The sequence below is a fragment of the Mesorhizobium sp. M0016 genome (assembly GCF_040324035.1).
Classification (GTDB): domain Bacteria; phylum Pseudomonadota; class Alphaproteobacteria; order Rhizobiales; family Rhizobiaceae; genus Mesorhizobium.
The window spans coordinates 69,046-87,825 of record NZ_JAMYVM010000023.1 but is presented as its reverse complement, the minus strand read 5'-3'; the positions used below and the strand labels follow the sequence as shown (position 1 = coordinate 87,825).

Genomic DNA, 18,780 nt, shown 5'->3' with positions numbered 1-18,780 from the left:
TGAGGTCCGTTTGAACCACCCCTGGCCCTTCAGCCCGGCCCACCCAATCGCGGCGGCGACAGCACGTCTTCCGCCGAAATAGTCCGCGCCTCCGAGGGCAGCATGATCGGGATGCCGTCGCGCACGGGATAAGCGAGCTTGGCAAGCCGCGAGATCAACTCGCCGCGCACCGGGTCCCAGGCCAGCGGCCCCTTGGTCAGCGGGCAGGCCAGCAGCTCCAGCAATTTTGGATCGACATTGACCGACTTGCCGTCACGCCCATCCGCAGCCATTGGATCCCCCTTCAGCCATCGGCTCAGCCCTTATTGCAGGCTGGAGCCAAAGTCCTCATTCTCGCGCGCCAGCGCCATTTCGGTGATCGCGATCAGCGTCTCCGCGCGGGCTTTCAGGTCGGGCGCCTCCAGCAGCGCCTGTTTCTCGGCCGGTCCGTAGGGCGCCATCATCGACAGCGCATTGACCAGCATGGTGTTCTCGGCGCGGCTGACGCTTTCCCAATCGGCTTCGAGATCGTTGGCCTGCAGATAAGCGCGAAACGCTTTCAACAGCGCCGGCCGGTCGACCTCGCTTGCCGCCTGGTCTTCGGCAAGATCGGTGAGGAACGGCGCCAGCTTGCATTTCCGGAAAGGCGTCTTCACCGGCAATTCGCTGGTGATGCGGAAACGGCAGACGCCCTGCAGCGAAACCAGATAGCGGCCGTCGCCGCTCTCGGCCATCGAGATGATGCGCCCGGCGCAGCCGACATTGCACAGTTCCGGCTCCCCGTCGGCGCGCAACGCGCCATTGAGGCTGGGCTGGACGATGCCGATCAGCCGCGCGCCGGCGATCGCCTCATCCACCATCTGCAGGTAGCGCGGCTCGAAGATGTTGAGCGGCATGCGCCCGCCCGGCAGCAGCAGCGCGCCGGCAAGCGGAAACACCGGAATGGTTGCCGGCAGATCCTTGCCGACCCGGTAAAATGCGTTTCCGACCTGCACCTTCACTCCTCCGACCCGCTTCGGGCGCGATGTTATCGGCCTAATCTGGCGCGGCGGCCGCCGACCGCAAGGCCCGACAGCCACGCCCCGGCAATTTGGCCGGCAAACGGCTCAGGAAAACAGCAGCGACGACAATTTGCGCCGTGCCGCCAGCGTCGCCTCGTCGGTCATGCCCCAGGCCTCGAACAGTTTCAGCAGCTGCGCCCTGGCGCCGTCCTCGTTCCACGTCCGGTCGGCTTTTATAATCGCCAGAAGATTGTCGGCCGCCGCATGGCGCTCGCCCTTGGCGTTCTGGATCATGGCGAGGTCGAAACGCGCCTGGTGGTCGCCGGGATTGGCGGCCAGTCGCTGCTCGAATTCAGCTGGATTGCCAAGTGCTGCCGCTTCCGCAGCCAGCGTCATCTTGGCACGCAGCGCGGCAAGTGCCGGCGCATTTTTCTTGGCCTCCGGCGCCGTTGCCAGCAGCGCCTCGGCGCCGTCGCTGTCGCCGGCCTCGAACAGAAGCTCGCCCAGCCCGGCAATCGCCTCGATCGTCTCCGGCGCTTGCGCCAGGATGGCGTCGTAAATGTCGGCTGCGGTCTGCGCATCGCCCGCCGCATGCGCTTCCGCCGCCGCGGCCAGTGCTTCGGCCACCGGCGGCGCACCATTGCCCTTGCCGCCGACCTTGGTGATGAACTCGGCGATCTGGCTCTCGGGGATGGCGCCCATGAAGCCGTCGACAGGCTGGCCGTCCTTGAAGGCGATGACCGCCGGGATCGATTGGATGCCGAGCTGGCCGGCGATCGAGGGATGATCGTCAATGTTCATTTTGACCAGCTTGACCTTGCCGCCGGCGGCCTTGACCGCCTTTTCCAGAAGCGGCGTGAGCTGCTTGCAGGGCCCGCACCACGGCGCCCAGAAATCGACCAGTACCGGCTGTTTGCGCGATTCCTGGATGACGTCGGCGGCGAAAGTGGCGGTCGTGGTGTCCTTGATCAGCTCGCCAGCGGCAGGTGCTGCGCCGGGTGTCGGGCCAAGTGCCGACTTGGCCGGCTCGGCGCCGCCATATTGCACGGACGTGGTGTACTGGCCAGAATTGCCGCCGAATTGGCCGCCAAACGGATTGTTGTTGTCGCTCATGTCGTCGCCCTTCCGATCGCGCCCAGCGGAGCAGCGCGACGTCCTTAACTAGAGGTCAGTTTTCGCCATCCATGTGGCGATCAAGCCGAGACTTTCAAGATAGCAGCATCATGTCCGGTTGCCTCGACGAATCTGATGAGGTCGGCGGACGCGATCGACGTCGTCGCCTCATTGGTCAGCGGATGCGCGTTGACTGTCGCATGTGCTATCAAATCCTGGTCGAGCACCACTTTGACCCGTCTTTCGGTGTCGTTGATCAGCCCGAACACGGTGACCGCGCCCGGAATGACACCGAGCAGCTCCATCAGCATCTCCGGCTTGCCGAACGACACCCGGCCGGCGGCGCCGATCATCGTGTGGATCTGCTTCAGGTCGACGACCGCCTCCTCGCCGACGCTGACCAGGAAGAAATTGTCCTTCTTGTCCTTGAGAAACAGATTTTTCGTGTGCCCGCCCGGTATCTCGCCGCGCAGCGACTGCGAATCGGCCACCGTATAGAGCGGCGGATGGCGCACGGTCGACACTGATATGCCGAGATCGGCAAGAAAGGCGAAAAGCTCGGCTTCGGTCTTCGGCATTGGTGGTCTTCCCCTGTATCGGCGCGCGGCAAAGCCGTTTACGGCCAATGATGCCGCCGAGACAAGACCGTCATGCGGGAAGTCGATGAACCACCCGCGTGGCCGACAAGGTTCCGCCAAGCGATTTGGCGCGACCAAAAAGCCCGTCATTTCCCTGTTGCAATCGCCGCGCTCTTCAGCCATATAGGCCCGGCTTGCGGCCAAAGGGCCGTGTGAGCGGGTGTAGCTCAGGGGTAGAGCACAACCTTGCCAAGGTTGGGGTCGAGCGTTCGAATCGCTTCACCCGCTCCAGTTTCCTCTAGGGGAATCAAGCGATGAAGAGGCGCCTTTCGGGGCGCCTTTTGCTTTTTCCAGACCGGCGATGTAAGCGCGTTGCGGGACACTTGTTCTCCCTCAGAACCAGGCGCGGGTAGTACGGCGTGGCGCATAATCCCTTGGTTTCCAGTTCGGCGAACGGCGGCAGCGCATCCGAAGCGCTTGCTTGGCTGGCGTTGCGGAACGCCGCGTCCGAATGCGGCTCAGGCTCGCGCTTGGTCGACCCGCAGCCCCTGCGCGCGCTCCCGGCGGGACGCAAGTGGGCGCATGAGATTGCCAAGGTAATCTTCGATGGCCTCATGGCAGGAAGCCTGTCGGTGCCGGCACAATTGGCTGCCGGATGGGCGAGGTTCGGCAGCGCAACCACCGCGTTGATCATCGAACTCGGCAAGATCTGGGACAATCCCGCAGCAGCTCGCCGCGTCCAGTACCAGCTTGAGCAAATGCTTCTCGAAGCCGACGATCTTGCCGCGCCGCGCAGGCTGGCGCGAACGCTCGGAGTTCGCGTCGACGCTCGCAATCCGACCGCGACCGAACTGCCGGAAGGCATCGATCAGATCTATGCCCATCTGATGCTGGATGGCCGGATCGAGGCTGTCGTGCAGTTCGGTGCACTCGGGACGGTGACGAGCGATCATTGGATTGAATTGATCCTGGATGTAGTGCCTGCTGAGCGGCTTGCGGGAGGATCGCCTGCACCGCAAAAGGGCGCCGGCGCGACCACGTCAAACACGCCTGCAGCCGAGGTATCGTTTGCCATGGCGGGAAGCGAGCCCGATCAGGACAGCCACTTCGGCAAACTCGCGCAATTGGCCGCACAGGCGCATGACCTGGTTCGGTCGAGCGCTGAACCGTCAGAGCCTGTTACGCCGCGCCGCGCACGGGTCGCGGACAAGCACGACAAGGATCGCACGGCGTTCTGGAACAGCTATTTCGCGACCGAGGATCCCTGGAACTACAGCTCGCTCTATGAGCAGGAAAAATATGAGCGGCAGATCGAGATCCTGCCTGCCGGTCCCATCGGGCGGGCGCTTGAGCTGGCCTGTGCGGAGGGCCATTTCACGCGGCAGCTGGCGCCGCGCGTGGGCCATCTGACCGCAACCGACATCTCCGCCATAGCCATCGAGCGAGCCCGCGCCCGATGCAACAATCAGGCGAATGTCGAGTTCGGCGTACTCGATTTCGCTGCCGACACGCTGCCGGGTGAGATGGATCTGATCTTCTGTTCGGAGGTGCTCTACTATCTGGACGATCTCGCCGAGTTGCGGCGCATCGCCAAGAAATTTGCCGAGGCGTTGGCGCCTGGCGGTAGTTTCATCAGCGCACACGCATTCGTGCTGCGTGACAATGTCGAAAAGACGGGCTTCGACTGGAACACATTCGGTGCCCAGGCGATCTCCGAGACGCTGGCAGCGACCGAAGGCCTGGTGCTCGAGCAATCGATCCAGACCGAGCTCTACCGCATAGACCGCTTCCGCCGCCTATCGCCGGGCGATGTGGCGACGGACCCGGTGATCGATCATGTGCCGATCCGCGCGCCCATCGAAATCGGCGTCGCGCGAAATATCGTCTGGGGTGGGGCGCGAGCCTTGCGCCGCGACGTCGCACGTAACGAGCAGCGCCGGCATATCCCTGTCCTCATGTATCACGGCGTTGCCGATGAAGGTCCGGCCGCGCTCGCTCGCTTTCGGCTCACGCCCGCCGCATTCGCCAGCCAGATGGGATGGCTGCGCGCCAATGGCTTTCACGCCATTGGCTCCGAGCAGCTGGAAGCATCCATCGCCAACCGTCAGCCTTTCGTCGGCCGCCCGGTGCTCATCACTTTCGATGACGGCTTCCAGAACTTCGCCGACCATGCCTGGCCGATCTTGCGCGCCAACGACCTGAACGCGGAAGTGTTCCTGGTGACGGACCTGGTGGGCGAAAGTGCAAAGTGGGACACCGACATCGGTCCGCCGACGCCGCTTATGGGCGCCGGGACGGTGCGACGCCTCGCTGCCGAAGGCGCCTTCTTCGGCAGCCACATGGCGACGCATCGCGCCATAGATGGTCTGTCGAGCGCTGACCTGGCCGCCGAGCTCCTGCGCTCTCGTCTGTTCATCGAACGCTGGACCGGCCGGCCAACCAGGGCGTTCGCGGCCCCCTTCTCCGTCACCGACCGACGGCTTGGCCGGCTGGCTAGGGAGTGCGGCTATCGAGTAGGCTTCGGCCGCAGGCACGGGCCGGCGGACCTCCATAGCGATCTCATCGACCTTCCGCGCATCGAGATTCGCGGCGACCGCTCGCTCGATGACTTTGTCGCCACTGTCGAGGCCGTGCTCGGATAAACGGTGAACTTGTCAGTTCATTATTGGGCGACTTGCGACACGGCTGACATCAGCTCCTTCGGGTTTGGGGCGCCAAACATGTATCGCCCACCCTCCGGGACCTCCGTGAAGCTCCAGCGGACGATCCCCTGCCGGTCCAGCAGGAACTGACCAACCAGTTGTCCGTGTCCCGTGGCCATCATCTGCTCGTCGGCTTCGGTCAGTTCGTAGTGGTCCTTCTTGTCGAGGATTGCGGCGGCTGTCATCGGATCCATGGGACCGGGCAATTCGCCAGGTATGTCGACCCGCATGTCCTGTGCCGCTGCCATCGCGACCTTGTACGGCCAGTTCGTCTCGTTCTCGGTGAATTCGAGATTGGGCAGTCCAAAAGCACGATGTGAAGCGCGTTCCGGGTCCGACGCCGCAAGCAGGTTCGGCATTGGATGGTAGCGGAAATAGAGCCGCGCCCGTTCGATCGGCGTGTTGACCACCGTCAGGCTCTCCACGCCCTTTTCGCGCAGCTCCGGATCGAGACGCGCCTGAGCGGCGATGTGGCGCCGGCAAAACGCACAATGCAGACCTCGAAACAGGCCGACCAGCACCGGTTTTTGCCCGCGAAAGTCGTCAAGCGCAATCTTGCCTTCCTGGGTAATGGCGTCGAGTATCAGGTTCGGCGCCCGGTCGCCCGGTTGAAGCGGTATCAATCCACTAGGCGCGGACATGTCCAACCCCCTATCCCGGCTAGTCGAGAAAAGGCAGCACCACAAGCGCTTCCGGGTCGAGCCCGTGCTGGGCGCATATACCCTGCGCCAGGGAAAAGTAGCGTTCGGCCTCGGCCAGATTGTCGAGGTCGAGATTAAGCGTTGCGAGTCCATCATAGCACGGAAACAGCAGTTGGGGCTCGCCCGTTTCGCGGGCTACCTCCAGTGCTTCGTGGAACAAGCCGATCGCCAGTTCCGGATGGCCGTTGCACTGGTGGATCTGCCCAAGCACGATCAACGGCACTGGCAGGTGCTCGCGCTGGTCGAGCGCCCGGTCAATCTCGATGGCCTTCTCGGCAGCAGGCACGCCCTCCGTTGGACAGCGATCCGTGAAAGTACAACAAGCTACCGCCAGATTGGCGAGGAGGCGCGCCTGGAAACCCAAATCGCCAATACGGCGCGCCACTTCAAGACCGCGCCGACAGACCTCCATCGCCTTCGCCGGATCGATGGTCGTGTAGAGCACCCCGAGATTGGTGTAGCCGCGGCAGGCCGCGCCCAGCAGACCGGCGGCTTCGGCCAATTCAATGCTGCGCTCAACCTCACGCACGGCTTCATGGTTTCGCCCAAGGCGAGCCAGCGCAACAGCCTTGGTATTAAGTGCCTCGGCGGTCACGAGGGTGGCATCATCGGAGACATGTTCCGTTGTCAGAGAGCGTACGCAATCCAGCGCCGCGTCTGCCCATTTTGCCGCGAGAGTGTGATCTCCGCTGCGGAACGCCTGTCGGCCACGTTCTTGCCAGAGATGCGCCTGCTCGATCGGGGCATCCGCTCCATCGAGGAGCGCTGCCGCTTCAGCGTAGCGCGATTCCGCGTCGTCCCGCTTGCCCACGTCCCAAAACAGCCGACCGATCTTGCGCAAAACGCGCGCCGCCGCGACACGATCGGCTGACTCGCGATAGGCCTGCAGCACCGCCTCGTAGTGGCGGTGTGCAATCTCGCGGCGGCCTGCCGGGCCGCTCAAATCGGCAATGCGCTCTGCAATTGCCAGTTTGAGCGGTGTTTGCCCGATCGCGCCCAACGCAGTCAGTGCTCGCTCGTAGAAACGAAGGGCGTCGTCATTGGCGTATATCATGCGAGCGCGATCTCCCGCCGCCTGCAGGTAATGCGCGCCCCTCTCCCGCTCGGCGCTCTGAGCGAAATGATGACCGAGCACGGCCAGATCCTCGAACCGTTCCGGCTTGTCGCCGCACAGTTGCTCCAGGGCGGCACCTACCCGGCGGTGGATGTCGGTCCGGCGTTGCAGGAGCAGATTCTGGTAGATCACGTCCTGCAGCAATGTTTGCGTAAAGCGGTAGCTTTGCGACGAGACCGAGCCTGATCCGGCAACTTCCTCGATGATTTCCGCATCGCAAAGCAGTTCGCAGCCCGCTTCCAGTCGGCCGGGGTCGGCTGCCACGGCTTTCAGAAGCGTGGCATCGAAGCGCGGGCCGATTACCGCGGCTTCCTGGGCCAACCGGCGCACCTCTTGCGGCAGCCGGTCGACGCGAGCAAGCAACATTGCCTGGATCGTGGCGGGGATGCCGGTTGCGACTTCGCCTGCCACGGTCCGCCATTGCTGGCCCTCGCGCACCAATACACCGCGATCGATAAGGCCGCGAACGATCTCCTCCAAGAAAAGCGGGTTGCCGCCCGCGCGCTCGAGGATCTGGTCGAGAAGCCCTCCTGCGGCGTTTACCCAGCTCTCGCCGAAAAGCGCCGCCACCAGGCGGCGTCCGTCATCGCTGTCGAGCGGCGAAAGCCTGAGCGCTGTGTGGCTGACCCGACTTGAGTCGAGTTGGTCGTTGTCCGACGCCGGACGATGCGTGACCAGCAACATCAGCCGCGTGCGTTCCAGTCTGTCCATCACGAAACGCAGTGCCTCGAGCGAGACGGAGTCGGCCCAGTGCAGGTCTTCGACGACAATCAACAGCGGCGACAACGCAAGCCGCCGTTCCATGATTGTGCGGACCGCGTAGAGAATTTGCCGCCGCAGCTGCTCGGGCTCGACATGCTGCAAGGTGGCATCGGGGTCGCCGAGGCCAAGCACATGGTAGAGCAAAGGCATCAGCCGCTTCGCCTCCTCGCCCTGCAGGCCGAGATCGGCAAGCAAGGCTGCGAGCTTGCCCCGCATTTCGTCCCCATTGTCGTTTCGCATCATCCCGGCAGCGCTGCGCACCACTGCACCCAGGGCGCCAAATGATTGTTCACCCAGCGGTGAGCACGTGGCCTGCCGCACGGCGATGTTGCGAAAACGATCCTCGTCGCCGACGCGGGCGACGAACTCCTTCACCAACCGCGACTTCCCGATACCGGCTTCGCCGACGAGGCGGACAAGCTGGGCCGAGCCGCCGCACGCCAAGTCAAGGCTCGCCAGCATTCTGTTGAGCTCCGCATCACGACCTATTATGGGCGCACTGAGGCCGAGCGCCTCGAGCCCGCGCGCTGCACGCGGCGCCGCAAGCGGTGCATCCAGTCGGTGGACGAGCACACTGCCAGCCTTGCCGCGAAAGACGACATCGCCCAGCGACTCGTACGAGAAGGCATGCCGGGTCAGCCTGTGCGTGAGTTCGCCCACCAGCACCTCACCCGGTGCAGCCAGCGATTGCAGGCGTTGCGCCGTATTCACCGTGTCGCCGGTCACCGAATAGGATTTGGCGGTGCCGATGCCCAATCCGCCAGTAACGACCGGACCCGTGTTTATGCCTATGTGGAGCAGCAGCGGCGAGCCGGAGTGGCGGGTGCTTTCACCGAGCCGCGCCGTCCGGGCGATCATGTCGAGAGCGGCTCGAAGCGCACGTTCCGGATCGTCCTCATGCGCGACCGGCGCACCGAATAAGGCGAGCAGAGCGTCGCCGATGAATTTGTCGACGAAACCACCAAAGCCTTGCACGGCCGCCGTCAATTCCTTGAACAGTTCGTTCTGCAGCGCCTGCATGACCTCGGGGTCGAGCTGCTCGCTGAGTGTCGTGAAGCCGCAGAGATCGGCGAACAGCACCGTTACCGTTCGTCGATCGGCGTCGGAGACGGAATGCGGCCCCTCTTCGCTTTCGATGTTCGGCGATGGAGCTCGAGAGGGCTGCGCAATGGTGCGGCTTGGTGTCGGAGCAGGCCGTTCGGCAGCTTTTGCGGACGCACCGACGCTTGCCCCACATTTAGGACAGAACTCGAAATCAGGTGCGCAGGCGTAGCCGCAACTGGCGCATGGCACGGGCTGGCGGCGGCCACACTTCGGACAGAAGGCGTAACCGCCCTCGATCTCGAAACCGCAGCCCGAGCAGTTCATGGACACCTCACCAGAGCATGATGCCGAAGAGTGTGAAGCGGTTTTCGGACGACATCATGCTCTATCTCTTTGACCTTGGGCCATGACGCGTGATCTCGCCACGCTCGTCACGGCCGGGGTATTCACAAGCATGAACCGATAGTCGTCAACCGGCAAGCGGCAGCGCAAATGGGCATCGGTCTGGGTTCGGCGGTGGAGCACTGCCGATACGGGCGGCCGCGTGGCCGTGATTTGCGAAAATTCCCTCGTCCCGCCGTCTTCCTGCTATGATGGAGACGAGGAGGCGACCCATGAGCGAGAACCGTAAGCTGGCCGCAATCCTGGCTGCAGATGTGGTCGGATACAGCCGGCTCGCGAGCGCGGACGAAGATCGTACCTTGGCGAGGTTGCGGGCACTGCGCAGCGACCTGATCGATCCGATCATTGCAGTGCACCACGGGCGGGTTATCAAGCGTACCGGAGATGGGGCGCTGGTTGAGTTTCGCAGTGTGGTGGATGCCGTGCGCTGCGCCGTTGAGATTCAAAACGGTATGGTTGAGCGCAATGCCGGCGTACCGCAGGAGCGCCGCATCGAGTTCAGGATCGGCATCCATCTGGGCGACGTGGTCGAAGAGAGCGATGGCGACCTGATGGGTGACGGCGTCAACATCGCCTCGCGTCTGGAGGGCGTTGCGGCGCCCGGCGCCATCTGCCTGTCCGAGGATGCCTATCGCCAGGTCAAGGCCAGGCTTGACCTCTCGGTCAGCGATCTCGGCAGCACACAGCTCAAGAACATCGCCGAGCCGATCCGAGTGTATTCGCTGCAAGTCGGCGCCGGGGCCAAGGTGGCCGCGACCTCGCAAACCCCGACGAGCCCTCCGGCTGCGGCAGCGCCGCCGAAACTGTCGATCGCCGTGCTGCCGTTCGCCAATATGAGCGGTGATGCCGAACAGGACTACTTCGCCGACGGCATCTCCGAAGACATCATCACGGCGCTTTCCAAACTGTCACAGCTCTTCGTCATCGCTCGCAATTCGTCGTTCATCTTCAAGGGCCAGAACGTCCATGTGCAGGATGTCGGCACGAAGCTCGGCGTGCGCTATGTCCTTGAAGGCAGCGTACGCAAGTCGGGGAACAAGGTACGCATCACCGCGCAGCTCATCGATGCAATTTCAGGCGGCCATCTTTGGGCGGAGCGGTTCGATCGCGATCTGACCGACATATTCGCCGTGCAGGATGACGTGACGCAGCACATCGTCGGTGCACTGGCGCTCAATCTGACCGAGGATGACCGTCTGCGGCTGGCGCCCGAACACCAGCGCAACCCGGAGGCGTATGACTGTTTCCTGCGGGGCCGGGAGCTATGGCACCGGCTGACGAAGGACACGAACGTCGCGGCCCGCGAGCTCTTGCAGCGGGCCATCGAACTGGACCCGAAATTTGCCTCTGCCCACGCTTTCCTAGCCCTCACGTACGGGCTCGATTACCTCAACAGGTGGGGTGCGTCGGACTCGATGGCGCAAGCGGAAGAGGCAGCAACGCGAGCGGTAACGCTGGATGACAACGATCCCTGGGCGCACTGGGCGCTGGCATCGGCCAAGCTTTACACACGACGGCACGATGAGGCCATCGGCGAGGTGGAGCGCGCGATAGCCCTCAATCCGAACTTCGCCGAAGCGCACGTCGCCCGCGGCGAGGCGCTGTATTATTCGGGTAGACCCGCGGAGGCGCTAGAGAGTTTCGCCCGGGGAAAGACCTTGAATCCATACTTCCCGGATGTGCTTCTGCACTTCCAGGCTTTGGCATCGTTTCAACTGGGAAGGTACGAAGAGGCGGTCGACCTCTTGCTGCAACGGCTGGCTCGCAACGCTGTCACCGACCTCTCGCGCGCGCTTCTGGCCGCCACCTACGGCCATCTGGGCCGTCTGGAGGAGGCCCATACGGCATGGCAGGACCTGCTTCGCGTCAATCCCGCCTATTCGCTGGAACACCGTCGCAAGGTCTTGCCTTACAAGAACCCTGCCGATTTCGAACTCATGGTCGAGGGGCTCCGCAAGGCCGGTGTGGTGCAATGACGGGCTAAAGCCCGGCCGGGTCAGAGGCCTGAGGCCCGGCCGATCTTGCGCCATCGGGCGTTTTCGCGGACCGGTTTCAGGTCATCGGTCGTCTCGGCAAATGTCCGCAACCGGTATTGCCGCAGCAGGTCCGGGAAGAGCGCTCCTTCCGGCAGGCTGGCAAGCTGCTCGCGGACCGAGATCTTTTCATCGATGACCCGCATGCCCCAGGCATTTTCCCGAACCTGCAGCTCGGCGGCCAGATCGCGCTCTTCTGGCGCGTTTTCATCAAGCGCAGCCAGCAGGATCGAGTGGAAAAGCGCGACATAGCCAATCTGTCTCAGGCCGCCCACAACCCGCACGCGCGGCAATATGGCAAGGGCGAGGAACATCAGGAACAAGTCCGGCAAAAGCATGCCGTCGAGCAGTGCCTGCTGGAGATGCGGCCGCTCGAACGGGATGGAAAGACCATGCGGCCTGTCAGGCTCGATCAGCCGCCCGTTCTCGAGGACGAGCTTGCGCACGCGCTGCTCGCGGATGCCCCAGAAATAGGCCGTGGCATTGGGCAGGAACCTGCCAAATGGGCCCGATGCGGCTTCTTGCAAGGCATGGTCGAGACGCCGGCGCCTTGCGGGCTCGAGGAGCAGCCTGGAAAGAAGGCTGCCTTCATCTTCCAGATGCCGCGACACGACAGTCGCGGCCAGCCTATCATCGATGAAAACCGGCCGAGCCATGCCGGAACGATCCCAATCGGCGACCAGATCCTCGTTGAGTTCTGTCAGCGCATCGGCGGCGGTTGCAAACACCTTGTCCTGGCTGGCAAGCAGCGTGCCCAGCCAGCTTCTGGCATCCGTCTCATTGCCCACCGTTTCGAGCGCGCGCCCGTTGAGGGTAACGGGACCGGCCGCGCAGGCGCTTTTGCGGCACAGTTTGTGGCGCCCCATGCCAAACAAATTGACCTTGTCGTCGCCGACATCGAGCCATCCCGGCCCCTCCCGGCCGGTTGTCTCCATGGTCATGGTCGTTCCCATGAAGCCGAAAAAAGCCGACAGCCCGTTTTCGACCGCGCCGAGCCAGGCAAGCAGCAGGGCATCGAAGGTGATGCGATCCATCAGAAGCAGGCAGTGCAGGCCGGACTGGATAACCGGTCTGTGGTCGAATTCGTCGAGGGCCTTGTCGATCGCTTCGGGCTGCATGATCGCACCGAGGCGCTGCTGCAGGACGTCGCGCAGGATCGAGCGGGCAGCAATCGACGGGGCCGATGCAGGCCTTGCCACCGGCCGCCACAGATGGCGGGCATAATCGGAAACCGGCGCATTCCAGTTCTGCTCGATGTCACGCACGACCTCCGGGCAGAGCAGCGACAGCACAGCCAAAATGTCCACCGGAGGGGCAAGGGCAGGGACGGTGGTCATCAGAACCGCAGCCGGGCCATGCTCAGGAGGTCGTGGTATTGCCCGTCGGTAAAACCGGCCTTCACATGCCGTCCCTCGACCTCGAAGCCGTGGCTTGTGTAGAGACGGATGGCCGGTTCGTTGTCGGCATAGACGCTCAATTCGACCCGCTTCAGGGCGCGCCAGTTGTCGGCCACGTCAAGCAGCGCGCCTAGGATGGCAGAGCCGATGCCTCTGCCGACAAAACCATCGTCAAGGCCGATATTGATCTCGCCGATATGCGAGCGGCGCGGCGAACCCTGCGCGACCAGGCTGCCGTGGCCGACAACCTTGCCGTCCAATTCGGCAACGATCCAGGTGGTTTCCGGGCCGGACTTGGCGATGCGCCGCTCCACCTGCTCCACCATCTCGAACGGCATCCTGAGCGTGCCCCAGCGGAAGCCCGGCATATTGAAGATAGCGCAAAGCGCCTCGGCATCGCTTGGCCGGACGGCCCGGAGCTGCGGCTGGATTTTCTCTAGGGGTGGCGTGCTGGTCATGGCTTTTCCGGCTATAGCAATTCCAGGAAAAGTGTGAGCGGTTTTCCGTCCGGAATTGCGTCAGAACAAAGGACAGAGGCAATATGCCCGGCACGATGCACCGGACGTCACCTGAAAATCCAGCCGTCTCTGCGACCTATGCCGATTGCGCGGCAAAATGCCGGGGGGCGGCGCAGAGTTTGAGGATACCGCTGATGCCGATCCAGCCGAAAAGGGCGAGCCAGCACAATGTCCCGGCCGCCGTCCAGTCGATCCGGTGCACGGCGGCGTCGGTGATGACGAGGCCAAGGACGGCAAGCAGGCCAACCAGAAACTGCGCCAGGCCGAGCACCAGCAATTCCTCACGCGGCGCACTTCTCCAGACGAGATAGGTGCCGCCGGCACCCGCCAGGAAGATGGCGCTGTAGACCTGGGCGTGGAAGGCATCGATCGGCCACGGCCAGAAGCCACCGAATGTCAGGGGAAACAGCAACAGGCCGACGCCGTAGAGCCCGAGGATCGCCATCTCCACCGGTAGGTAGGCGCGCCATGCGGGGTTTAAGATCACGCCTTTTGCAGAAGGGCGGGCCCTTGCCCGCCACAGGAACAGCGCGGATACAGCGGCCGACGCAAGATAGACCAGAAACCATAGCCAGGGGGCTTTGCGCTCGAAGTTGAAATAGCCAAGGTTGATGAACGAAGCCGCCGACACGATGACGGTGAAGATGAAGGCCATGACCAGCACAAGCCTGCCGGGCGACCAGCGATTCCAGACCAGCAGCGCCGCCATCACTGCCATTTCGGCGGTGTAGAAGCCGCCGAGGAAGCGGGCATTGAACGGCGTGACGGCCCAGGGCCAGCGCGGCTTGACCAGCGCGGGCGCGAAAAACAGGCCGGCCCCGACGATCAGGACGATGATGACCCCCGCCGAGAAAAGGCGCAGGGCCGCCGGAAACGGCGGGTTGTCGCGTGTCGGCATGGAGAAAACCCCAGAGATGAATGCCCCATGGGCTATCATAGTTTGGAATTCAACAAATGGAAATTGACCTGTCACCAGGCTTGTCCATTCGAATGGCCGTACGGTCCATTTCGCAGTATGATGGAGCGTTCGGGTCGAAGATCGGTCCGGCCAACACGCCTAGAGCCGGATGATTTCAGGTCTGTCCGACCTGAAATCTGAATCCGCCTCTAAATCAGGAAATAGAGGATGATGTCGTCCGAAAACCGCTTCACACTTTTCGGCATCATGCTCTAGCGGCGCAATTTCCGGAGCCTGCACGATGACCGAAGCTCAGGATCTGTTCTCGCTTCTGCGGCAATCGACCGATGTCGATCCGCAGGCAATCGACGCAATCCGGCAAACCATCGCCGAGGGCAAGGACCGCGAACTTTGCCGCATCAATGCGCTGGCCTTCGCCAGCAAGCATGGCCTGGACGAGGAACGCACCATAAGCGCCTTTCTCCATGCGGCGCGGGTGGGCATCTTCGACATTTCCTGGAATGTTCTGTGCCCCGGCTGTGGCGGCGTGCTCGACACCAACGCCACGCTGAAAACCATGCAGAAGGACGAATACACCTGCGCGCTGTGCTCCCAGGGCTATTCGCCGACCCTCGACGAGATGGTCGAGGTGACATTCACCGTCAGTCCCCGCGTGCGCAGGATTGCCGCCCACAATCCACACGAACTGCCGTTGGTGGAATATTACCGCCAGATCTACTGGGCGTCCGGGGCCGATCTGCCGGACGAGGATCTGGCGGAAAAGATGGAAGCGTTCTCGCTGGAAGATATCGAGCTTGCGCCCGGTGAAAAGGCGGTTCTGCACATCCAGCTTCCGCCCCAATTTATCATCGTCTTCGAGCCGGTCACGCATTCGGCCCAGTTCATCGACGCGAAGGGCGAACCGGCAAAAGAGCGGCGAAACCTCTCTCTGGCCTTCGACCGCGACCATGTCCAGAGCCAGACGCTGGAGATGCAGCCCGGCCCATTGCGCATTTCGCTGGAAAACAGGACCGACACGCGCGTGCTGCCGACGGTCTTCATCGCCTGCCCGGTATTGCATGATTTCCTGGGCAAGCGCCGGCCCTTCGTGACCGCCAAGCGCCTGCTCACCAACCAGACGTTCCGGGATCTCTATCGCACGGATACGCTCGACATCAACCAGCGCCTGAAGATCACCAGCCTGACCTTCCTGTTCACCGATCTGCGCGGATCGACCGAGCTTTACGAGCGGGTGGGCGATCTTTCAGCCTTCGATCTCGTGCGCGAGCATTTCCAGGTTCTGCACGAGATCGTCGCGGCGGAGGCAGGCGCGGTTGTGAAGACGATCGGCGATGCGGTGATGGCGACCTTCGCGACGCCTGACCGTGCGATTGCCGCGGCGCTGCGGATGCGCGACGCCATGCGGGCGCTCAATGACAAAAGCGGGCGCGAGGACCTTCTGCTCAAGATCGGTGTTCATGCCGGCCCCTGCATAGCCGTGTCCATGAACGAGCGGCAGGATTATTTCGGCCAGACGGTCAACATTGCTTCGCGGGTCCAGAACCTCGCCAACGCACAGGCGATCTTCGCCACGCGTGCGGTGGTCGACGATAATCTCACCGCCGATCTGTTGCACAGGAACGCGCTGACGCCCGTGCCGCACGAGGTCTCGCTGCGCGGCATCGAGCGGGAGATTGCGGTTTATACGATCCCCTGAAGAGTTCTCTACCGCTCACACGCGCTTGCAGAGGAAATAACGGTCGGCGGGCTCCGAAGTGGGCGCCGGGAGCTGTTGCAGCAGCGGGTGATCGAGCGGCGTGCCACTGACCGCGAAGCCGCCGACGCGAAGCAGGCTCGCAATCAGATCGGGAAGCCAGGTAGCGGTCACTGCATCGCGATCGTCATAGCCGGTGCCAATGTCGGCATGAACAAGGGCGGCTTCGATGCCAATGAACTTGCGGCCCGTCTCGCGTATTTCGCCGAGCACGAGGTTTTCAGCTTCGGGAATTGAGCTAGTGTGCGCGCCAACTTCGCGGTCGAACACCACTATCCGGCGCCCGGGCAGAAGCTCGCGCAGATGGTGGAATGTCCGGCCATTGCCGAGGCCGAGCTCAAGCACAAGCCCCTCCATCTTCGCCACCTCGGGGCAGATTCGATTGAGAATGTCGCGCTGCGCGGTCATCCTGCTGATGAAATTATCGAGGCGACTCATATGCGATTGTGTGTCCTGAACCAGCAGCCCCGATCGAGGCTTGCTGCATATAAAGGCGAACGACGAACCCTGCAATAACGCAACCGGCCGCCGACAAGCGTCATACCGGGTGGAGTGTTCGGCAGGCCGCGCGGTGGAACAGCGATATCACTTGTAGGGGTCCGCGGCGTCCCGCAAGCCGTCGCCGAGGAAGTTGAACGCCATGATGACGAGGATGACGGGCAGCATCGGCAAAAGCAGCCATGGATAGAACGCGATCACGCTGACGCTGCGCGCCTCGGTGAGCAGGATGCCCCAGCTGGTGATCGGCGCTCTCAGGCCGAGCCCGAGGAAGCTCAGCGCCGTTTCGCCCAGGATCATGCCAGGGATGGAGAGCGTCGCCGTCGCGATCAGATGCGACATGAAGCCGGGAATGAGATGCCGCCTGATGATGCGGCTGCTTCCGGCGCCCATCAATTGCGCCGCCAGAACGTAATCCTCCTCGCGCAAGGCCAGAAGCTTTGAACGCACGGCGCGCGCCAGTCCGGTCCAGTCGAGCAGCCCGAGGATGACGGTGATGCCGAAATAGATCAGGATCGGACTCCACGTTATCGGCATGATCGCCGCCAGGGCCAGCCATAGCGGAATGCTGGGAATCGATTGCAGGACTTCGATTATCCGTTGGACGATCAAGTCGAAGATACCGCCGTGATAGCCGGCCAGTCCGCCGATGACGATGCCGAGCAGGAAGCTGAAACTGATGCCGACGAGGCCGATAGTCAGTGAAATGCGTGCGCCATAGATCATGCGCGAGAGCACGTCGCGCCCCAGCCTGTCGGTGCCGGCCAGAAACAGCTGCCCGTTTTCGGCAGGACAGACAAAATGCCTGTCACCTTCGATCAGCCCCCAGAACCGATAAGTGTCGCCCTGGCAGAAGAAACGGAGCCGCTGAACGTCGTCGTGGTTCTCGATGTAGTTCCGCTTGAGCGTGTCCATATCCAGCGTCATCTGGCGGCCATAGACGAACGGCCCGACGAACTCGCCATTGTGGAACAGGTGCACGTGCTGCGGCGGCGCATAGATGTAGTCCATGTTGCGCGAGTGCAGATTGTAGGGCGCCAGGAACTCGCAGATAAGTATCCCGGAATACAGCACTGCCAGGAATATGCCGGATATAAGCGCAAGCCGGTGTTTGCGGAATTTCCACCACATCAGCCGCAACTGCGATGCCTGAAAGACCTTCGATTGCTCCTGCGTCATCGCCTCGACCGACTGCAGGTCGAAGGGCGCGCCGGAAATGTAGTGTTGCAGTGGAGCACCCGGAGCGGGCAGCGGCGAGTCCTGCTTCATTTGGTGCTGCCACCCTGCAAACGAATTCGTGGATCAAGCAGCGCCAGCGCCAGGTCGGAAATCAGCACGCCGATAACCGTCAGGAAGGCAAGGAACATCAGGAATGACCCTGCCAGATACATATCCTGGCTTTGCAGCGCCTTGATCAGCATCGGCCCGGTCGTTTCCAAAGACAAAACGATAGCCGTGATCTCAGCGCCGGAGATGATGGCCGGCAGGATCGAGCCGATGTCGGAAATGAAGAAATTGAGCGCCATGCGCAGCGGATATTTGACCAGCGCCTTGAACGGATGCAGGCCCTTGGCGCGCGCCGTAACGACATATTGCTTGTGCAGTTCGTCGAGCAGATTGGCGCGCAGCCGCCGGATCATGCTCGCCGTGCCGCCGGTGCCGATGATCAGGACCGGGATCCAGAGATGGGCGAGGATCGACTTCGCCTTGGCCCAGCTCATCGGCTCGCCGAGATATTGCTGGTCCATGAGGTGGCCGATGGACGTGCCGAACCAGATGTTGGCGAAATACATCAGGATCAGCGCCAGCATGAAATTCGGAATGGCAAGACCGAGAAGGCCGAAGAAAGTCAGGCCGTAGTCGCCCCAGCTGTATTGATGCGTGGCGGAGTACATGCCTATCGGAAAGGCGATGAGCCAGGTGAAGATGATCGTGACGAAGGAAACCAGCACGGTCAGCCACATTCGGTCGCCGACGACGTCGCGAACCGGCAGCTCATATTCGAAGGAATAGCCGAAATCGCCGTGCAGCATCCCGCCCACCCAGTAGAAGTAGCGAATGACCGGCGGCTGGTCGAAACCATATTCCTTGCGCATCATCTGGATGCGGTCGGAATCTACCGCTTCGCCCTGGGCCCGAAGCTCGGCGACATAGCTGTCGAAATAGTCGCCCGGTGGAAGTTCGATGATGGTGAACACAAGCGCCGATATGACCAGCAGCGTTGGAACCATCACGGCGATGCGCCAGACAAGATATCGAAGCACGC

The 18,780-nt window shown here is 62.7% G+C and carries 15 protein-coding genes and 1 tRNA gene; 4 read left to right on the top strand and 12 right to left on the bottom strand.

Annotated elements, in window-relative coordinates; genetic code table 11:
* Positions 1 to 29 precede the first annotated feature (29 nt).
* The 4 genes from NKJ88_RS26480 to NKJ88_RS26465 all read right to left on the bottom strand — a co-directional run bounded on the left by NKJ88_RS26480 (position 30) and on the right by NKJ88_RS26465 (position 2,671).
* On the bottom strand, positions 30 to 272 hold the full coding sequence (locus tag NKJ88_RS26480) for a Trm112 family protein (RefSeq protein ID WP_023672122.1): 243 nt from the start codon (positions 270 to 272) through the stop codon (positions 30 to 32).
* Positions 273 to 302: 30 nt separating this feature from the next.
* Complete coding sequence (locus NKJ88_RS26475) at positions 303 to 974, bottom strand: LON peptidase substrate-binding domain-containing protein (protein WP_023672123.1); 672 nt, start codon at positions 972 to 974, stop codon at positions 303 to 305.
* A gap of 111 nt (positions 975 to 1,085) precedes the next feature.
* Positions 1,086 to 2,093 carry a thioredoxin gene (gene trxA, locus NKJ88_RS26470; protein ID WP_023672124.1) on the bottom strand — a complete coding sequence of 336 codons (1,008 nt, stop codon included), beginning with the start codon at positions 2,091 to 2,093 and terminating at the stop codon, positions 1,086 to 1,088.
* Between the two features lie 80 nt (positions 2,094 to 2,173).
* On the bottom strand, positions 2,174 to 2,671 hold the full coding sequence (locus NKJ88_RS26465) for a prolyl-tRNA synthetase associated domain-containing protein (protein ID WP_023672125.1): 498 nt from the start codon (positions 2,669 to 2,671) through the stop codon (positions 2,174 to 2,176).
* Between the two features lie 216 nt (positions 2,672 to 2,887).
* On the opposite strand from NKJ88_RS26465, the gene NKJ88_RS26460 reads away from it, so the two are divergent.
* A tRNA-Gly gene (locus NKJ88_RS26460) sits at positions 2,888 to 2,962 on the top strand.
* A 323-nt stretch (positions 2,963 to 3,285) separates the two neighbouring features.
* The gene (locus NKJ88_RS26455; RefSeq protein WP_245261215.1) at positions 3,286 to 5,313 is read left to right on the top strand and encodes an SAM-dependent methyltransferase; all 2,028 of its coding nucleotides are present in this window, start codon (positions 3,286 to 3,288) and stop codon (positions 5,311 to 5,313) included.
* 20 nt (positions 5,314 to 5,333) lie between these two features.
* On the opposite strand, the gene NKJ88_RS26450 is transcribed toward NKJ88_RS26455, so the two are convergent.
* Positions 5,334 to 6,014 (bottom strand): redoxin domain-containing protein, encoded by a 681-nt coding sequence (locus NKJ88_RS26450; RefSeq protein ID WP_023672127.1) that lies wholly within the window; start codon positions 6,012 to 6,014, stop codon positions 5,334 to 5,336.
* Positions 6,015 to 6,033: 19 nt separating this feature from the next.
* Positions 6,034 to 9,318: an adenylate/guanylate cyclase domain-containing protein gene (locus NKJ88_RS26445; RefSeq protein ID WP_352446154.1), complete on the bottom strand. Its 3,285-nt coding sequence runs from the start codon at positions 9,316 to 9,318 to the stop codon at positions 6,034 to 6,036.
* 290 nt (positions 9,319 to 9,608) lie between these two features.
* Here NKJ88_RS26445 and NKJ88_RS26440 point away from each other — a divergent pair, with 290 nt between their 5' ends.
* Positions 9,609 to 11,372, top strand: a complete 1,764-nt coding sequence (locus tag NKJ88_RS26440) for an adenylate/guanylate cyclase domain-containing protein (protein WP_352446152.1) — start codon at positions 9,609 to 9,611, stop codon at positions 11,370 to 11,372.
* A gap of 20 nt (positions 11,373 to 11,392) precedes the next feature.
* Here the strand turns inward: NKJ88_RS26440 and NKJ88_RS26435 are convergent, their stop codons facing one another.
* The 3 genes from NKJ88_RS26435 to NKJ88_RS26425 form a co-directional block, all read right to left on the bottom strand.
* Positions 11,393 to 12,766: a hypothetical protein gene (locus NKJ88_RS26435; RefSeq protein WP_352446150.1), complete on the bottom strand. Its 1,374-nt coding sequence runs from the start codon at positions 12,764 to 12,766 to the stop codon at positions 11,393 to 11,395.
* Positions 12,766 to 13,284, bottom strand: a complete 519-nt coding sequence (locus NKJ88_RS26430; protein WP_023698122.1) for a GNAT family N-acetyltransferase — start codon at positions 13,282 to 13,284, stop codon at positions 12,766 to 12,768. Before NKJ88_RS26430 ends, NKJ88_RS26435 begins: the two co-directional genes overlap by 1 nt.
* 136 nt (positions 13,285 to 13,420) lie before the next feature.
* Positions 13,421 to 14,242, bottom strand: coding sequence for a hypothetical protein (locus tag NKJ88_RS26425; RefSeq protein ID WP_352446148.1), 822 nt, complete (start codon positions 14,240 to 14,242; stop codon positions 13,421 to 13,423).
* 301 nt (positions 14,243 to 14,543) lie between these two features.
* Between NKJ88_RS26425 and NKJ88_RS26420 the strand changes: the two genes are divergently transcribed.
* Positions 14,544 to 15,959 (top strand): adenylate/guanylate cyclase domain-containing protein, encoded by a 1,416-nt coding sequence (locus NKJ88_RS26420; protein ID WP_023685078.1) that lies wholly within the window; start codon positions 14,544 to 14,546, stop codon positions 15,957 to 15,959.
* Between the two features lie 15 nt (positions 15,960 to 15,974).
* On the opposite strand, the gene NKJ88_RS26415 is transcribed toward NKJ88_RS26420, so the two are convergent.
* The 3 genes from NKJ88_RS26415 to NKJ88_RS26405 form a co-directional block, all read right to left on the bottom strand.
* Positions 15,975 to 16,454: a class I SAM-dependent methyltransferase gene (locus NKJ88_RS26415; RefSeq protein WP_023726700.1), complete on the bottom strand. Its 480-nt coding sequence runs from the start codon at positions 16,452 to 16,454 to the stop codon at positions 15,975 to 15,977.
* Positions 16,455 to 16,601: 147 nt separating this feature from the next.
* A complete protein-coding gene (locus NKJ88_RS26410; RefSeq protein ID WP_352446146.1) occupies positions 16,602 to 17,783 on the bottom strand; it encodes an ABC transporter permease in 1,182 nt (393 codons plus the stop codon).
* Positions 17,780 to 18,778: an ABC transporter permease gene (locus NKJ88_RS26405; protein WP_023672136.1), complete on the bottom strand. Its 999-nt coding sequence runs from the start codon at positions 18,776 to 18,778 to the stop codon at positions 17,780 to 17,782. Before NKJ88_RS26405 ends, NKJ88_RS26410 begins: the two co-directional genes overlap by 4 nt.
* Positions 18,779 to 18,780: the final 2 nt, after the last annotated feature.

What these genes read in the sequence shown, in the direction of transcription:
- NKJ88_RS26410 (WP_352446146.1), bottom strand. Translation starts at nt 17,783, where the DNA reads ATGAAGCAGGACTCGCCGCTGCCCGCTCCGGGTGCTCCACTGCAACAC.
- NKJ88_RS26430 (WP_023698122.1), bottom strand. Translation starts at nt 13,284, where the DNA reads ATGACCAGCACGCCACCCCTAGAGAAAATCCAGCCGCAGCTCCGGGCC.
- NKJ88_RS26420 (WP_023685078.1), top strand. Translation starts at nt 14,544, where the DNA reads ATGACCGAAGCTCAGGATCTGTTCTCGCTTCTGCGGCAATCGACCGAT.
- trxA (WP_023672124.1), bottom strand. Translation starts at nt 2,093, where the DNA reads ATGAGCGACAACAACAATCCGTTTGGCGGCCAATTCGGCGGCAATTCT.
- NKJ88_RS26415 (WP_023726700.1), bottom strand. Translation starts at nt 16,454, where the DNA reads ATGAGTCGCCTCGATAATTTCATCAGCAGGATGACCGCGCAGCGCGAC.
- NKJ88_RS26465 (WP_023672125.1), bottom strand. Translation starts at nt 2,671, where the DNA reads ATGCCGAAGACCGAAGCCGAGCTTTTCGCCTTTCTTGCCGATCTCGGC.
- NKJ88_RS26455 (WP_245261215.1), top strand. Translation starts at nt 3,286, where the DNA reads ATGGCAGGAAGCCTGTCGGTGCCGGCACAATTGGCTGCCGGATGGGCG.
- NKJ88_RS26435 (WP_352446150.1), bottom strand. Translation starts at nt 12,766, where the DNA reads ATGACCACCGTCCCTGCCCTTGCCCCTCCGGTGGACATTTTGGCTGTG.
- NKJ88_RS26445 (WP_352446154.1), bottom strand. Translation starts at nt 9,318, where the DNA reads ATGAACTGCTCGGGCTGCGGTTTCGAGATCGAGGGCGGTTACGCCTTC.
- NKJ88_RS26440 (WP_352446152.1), top strand. Translation starts at nt 9,609, where the DNA reads ATGAGCGAGAACCGTAAGCTGGCCGCAATCCTGGCTGCAGATGTGGTC.
- NKJ88_RS26425 (WP_352446148.1), bottom strand. Translation starts at nt 14,242, where the DNA reads ATGCCGACACGCGACAACCCGCCGTTTCCGGCGGCCCTGCGCCTTTTC.
- NKJ88_RS26450 (WP_023672127.1), bottom strand. Translation starts at nt 6,014, where the DNA reads ATGTCCGCGCCTAGTGGATTGATACCGCTTCAACCGGGCGACCGGGCG.
- NKJ88_RS26480 (WP_023672122.1), bottom strand. Translation starts at nt 272, where the DNA reads ATGGCTGCGGATGGGCGTGACGGCAAGTCGGTCAATGTCGATCCAAAA.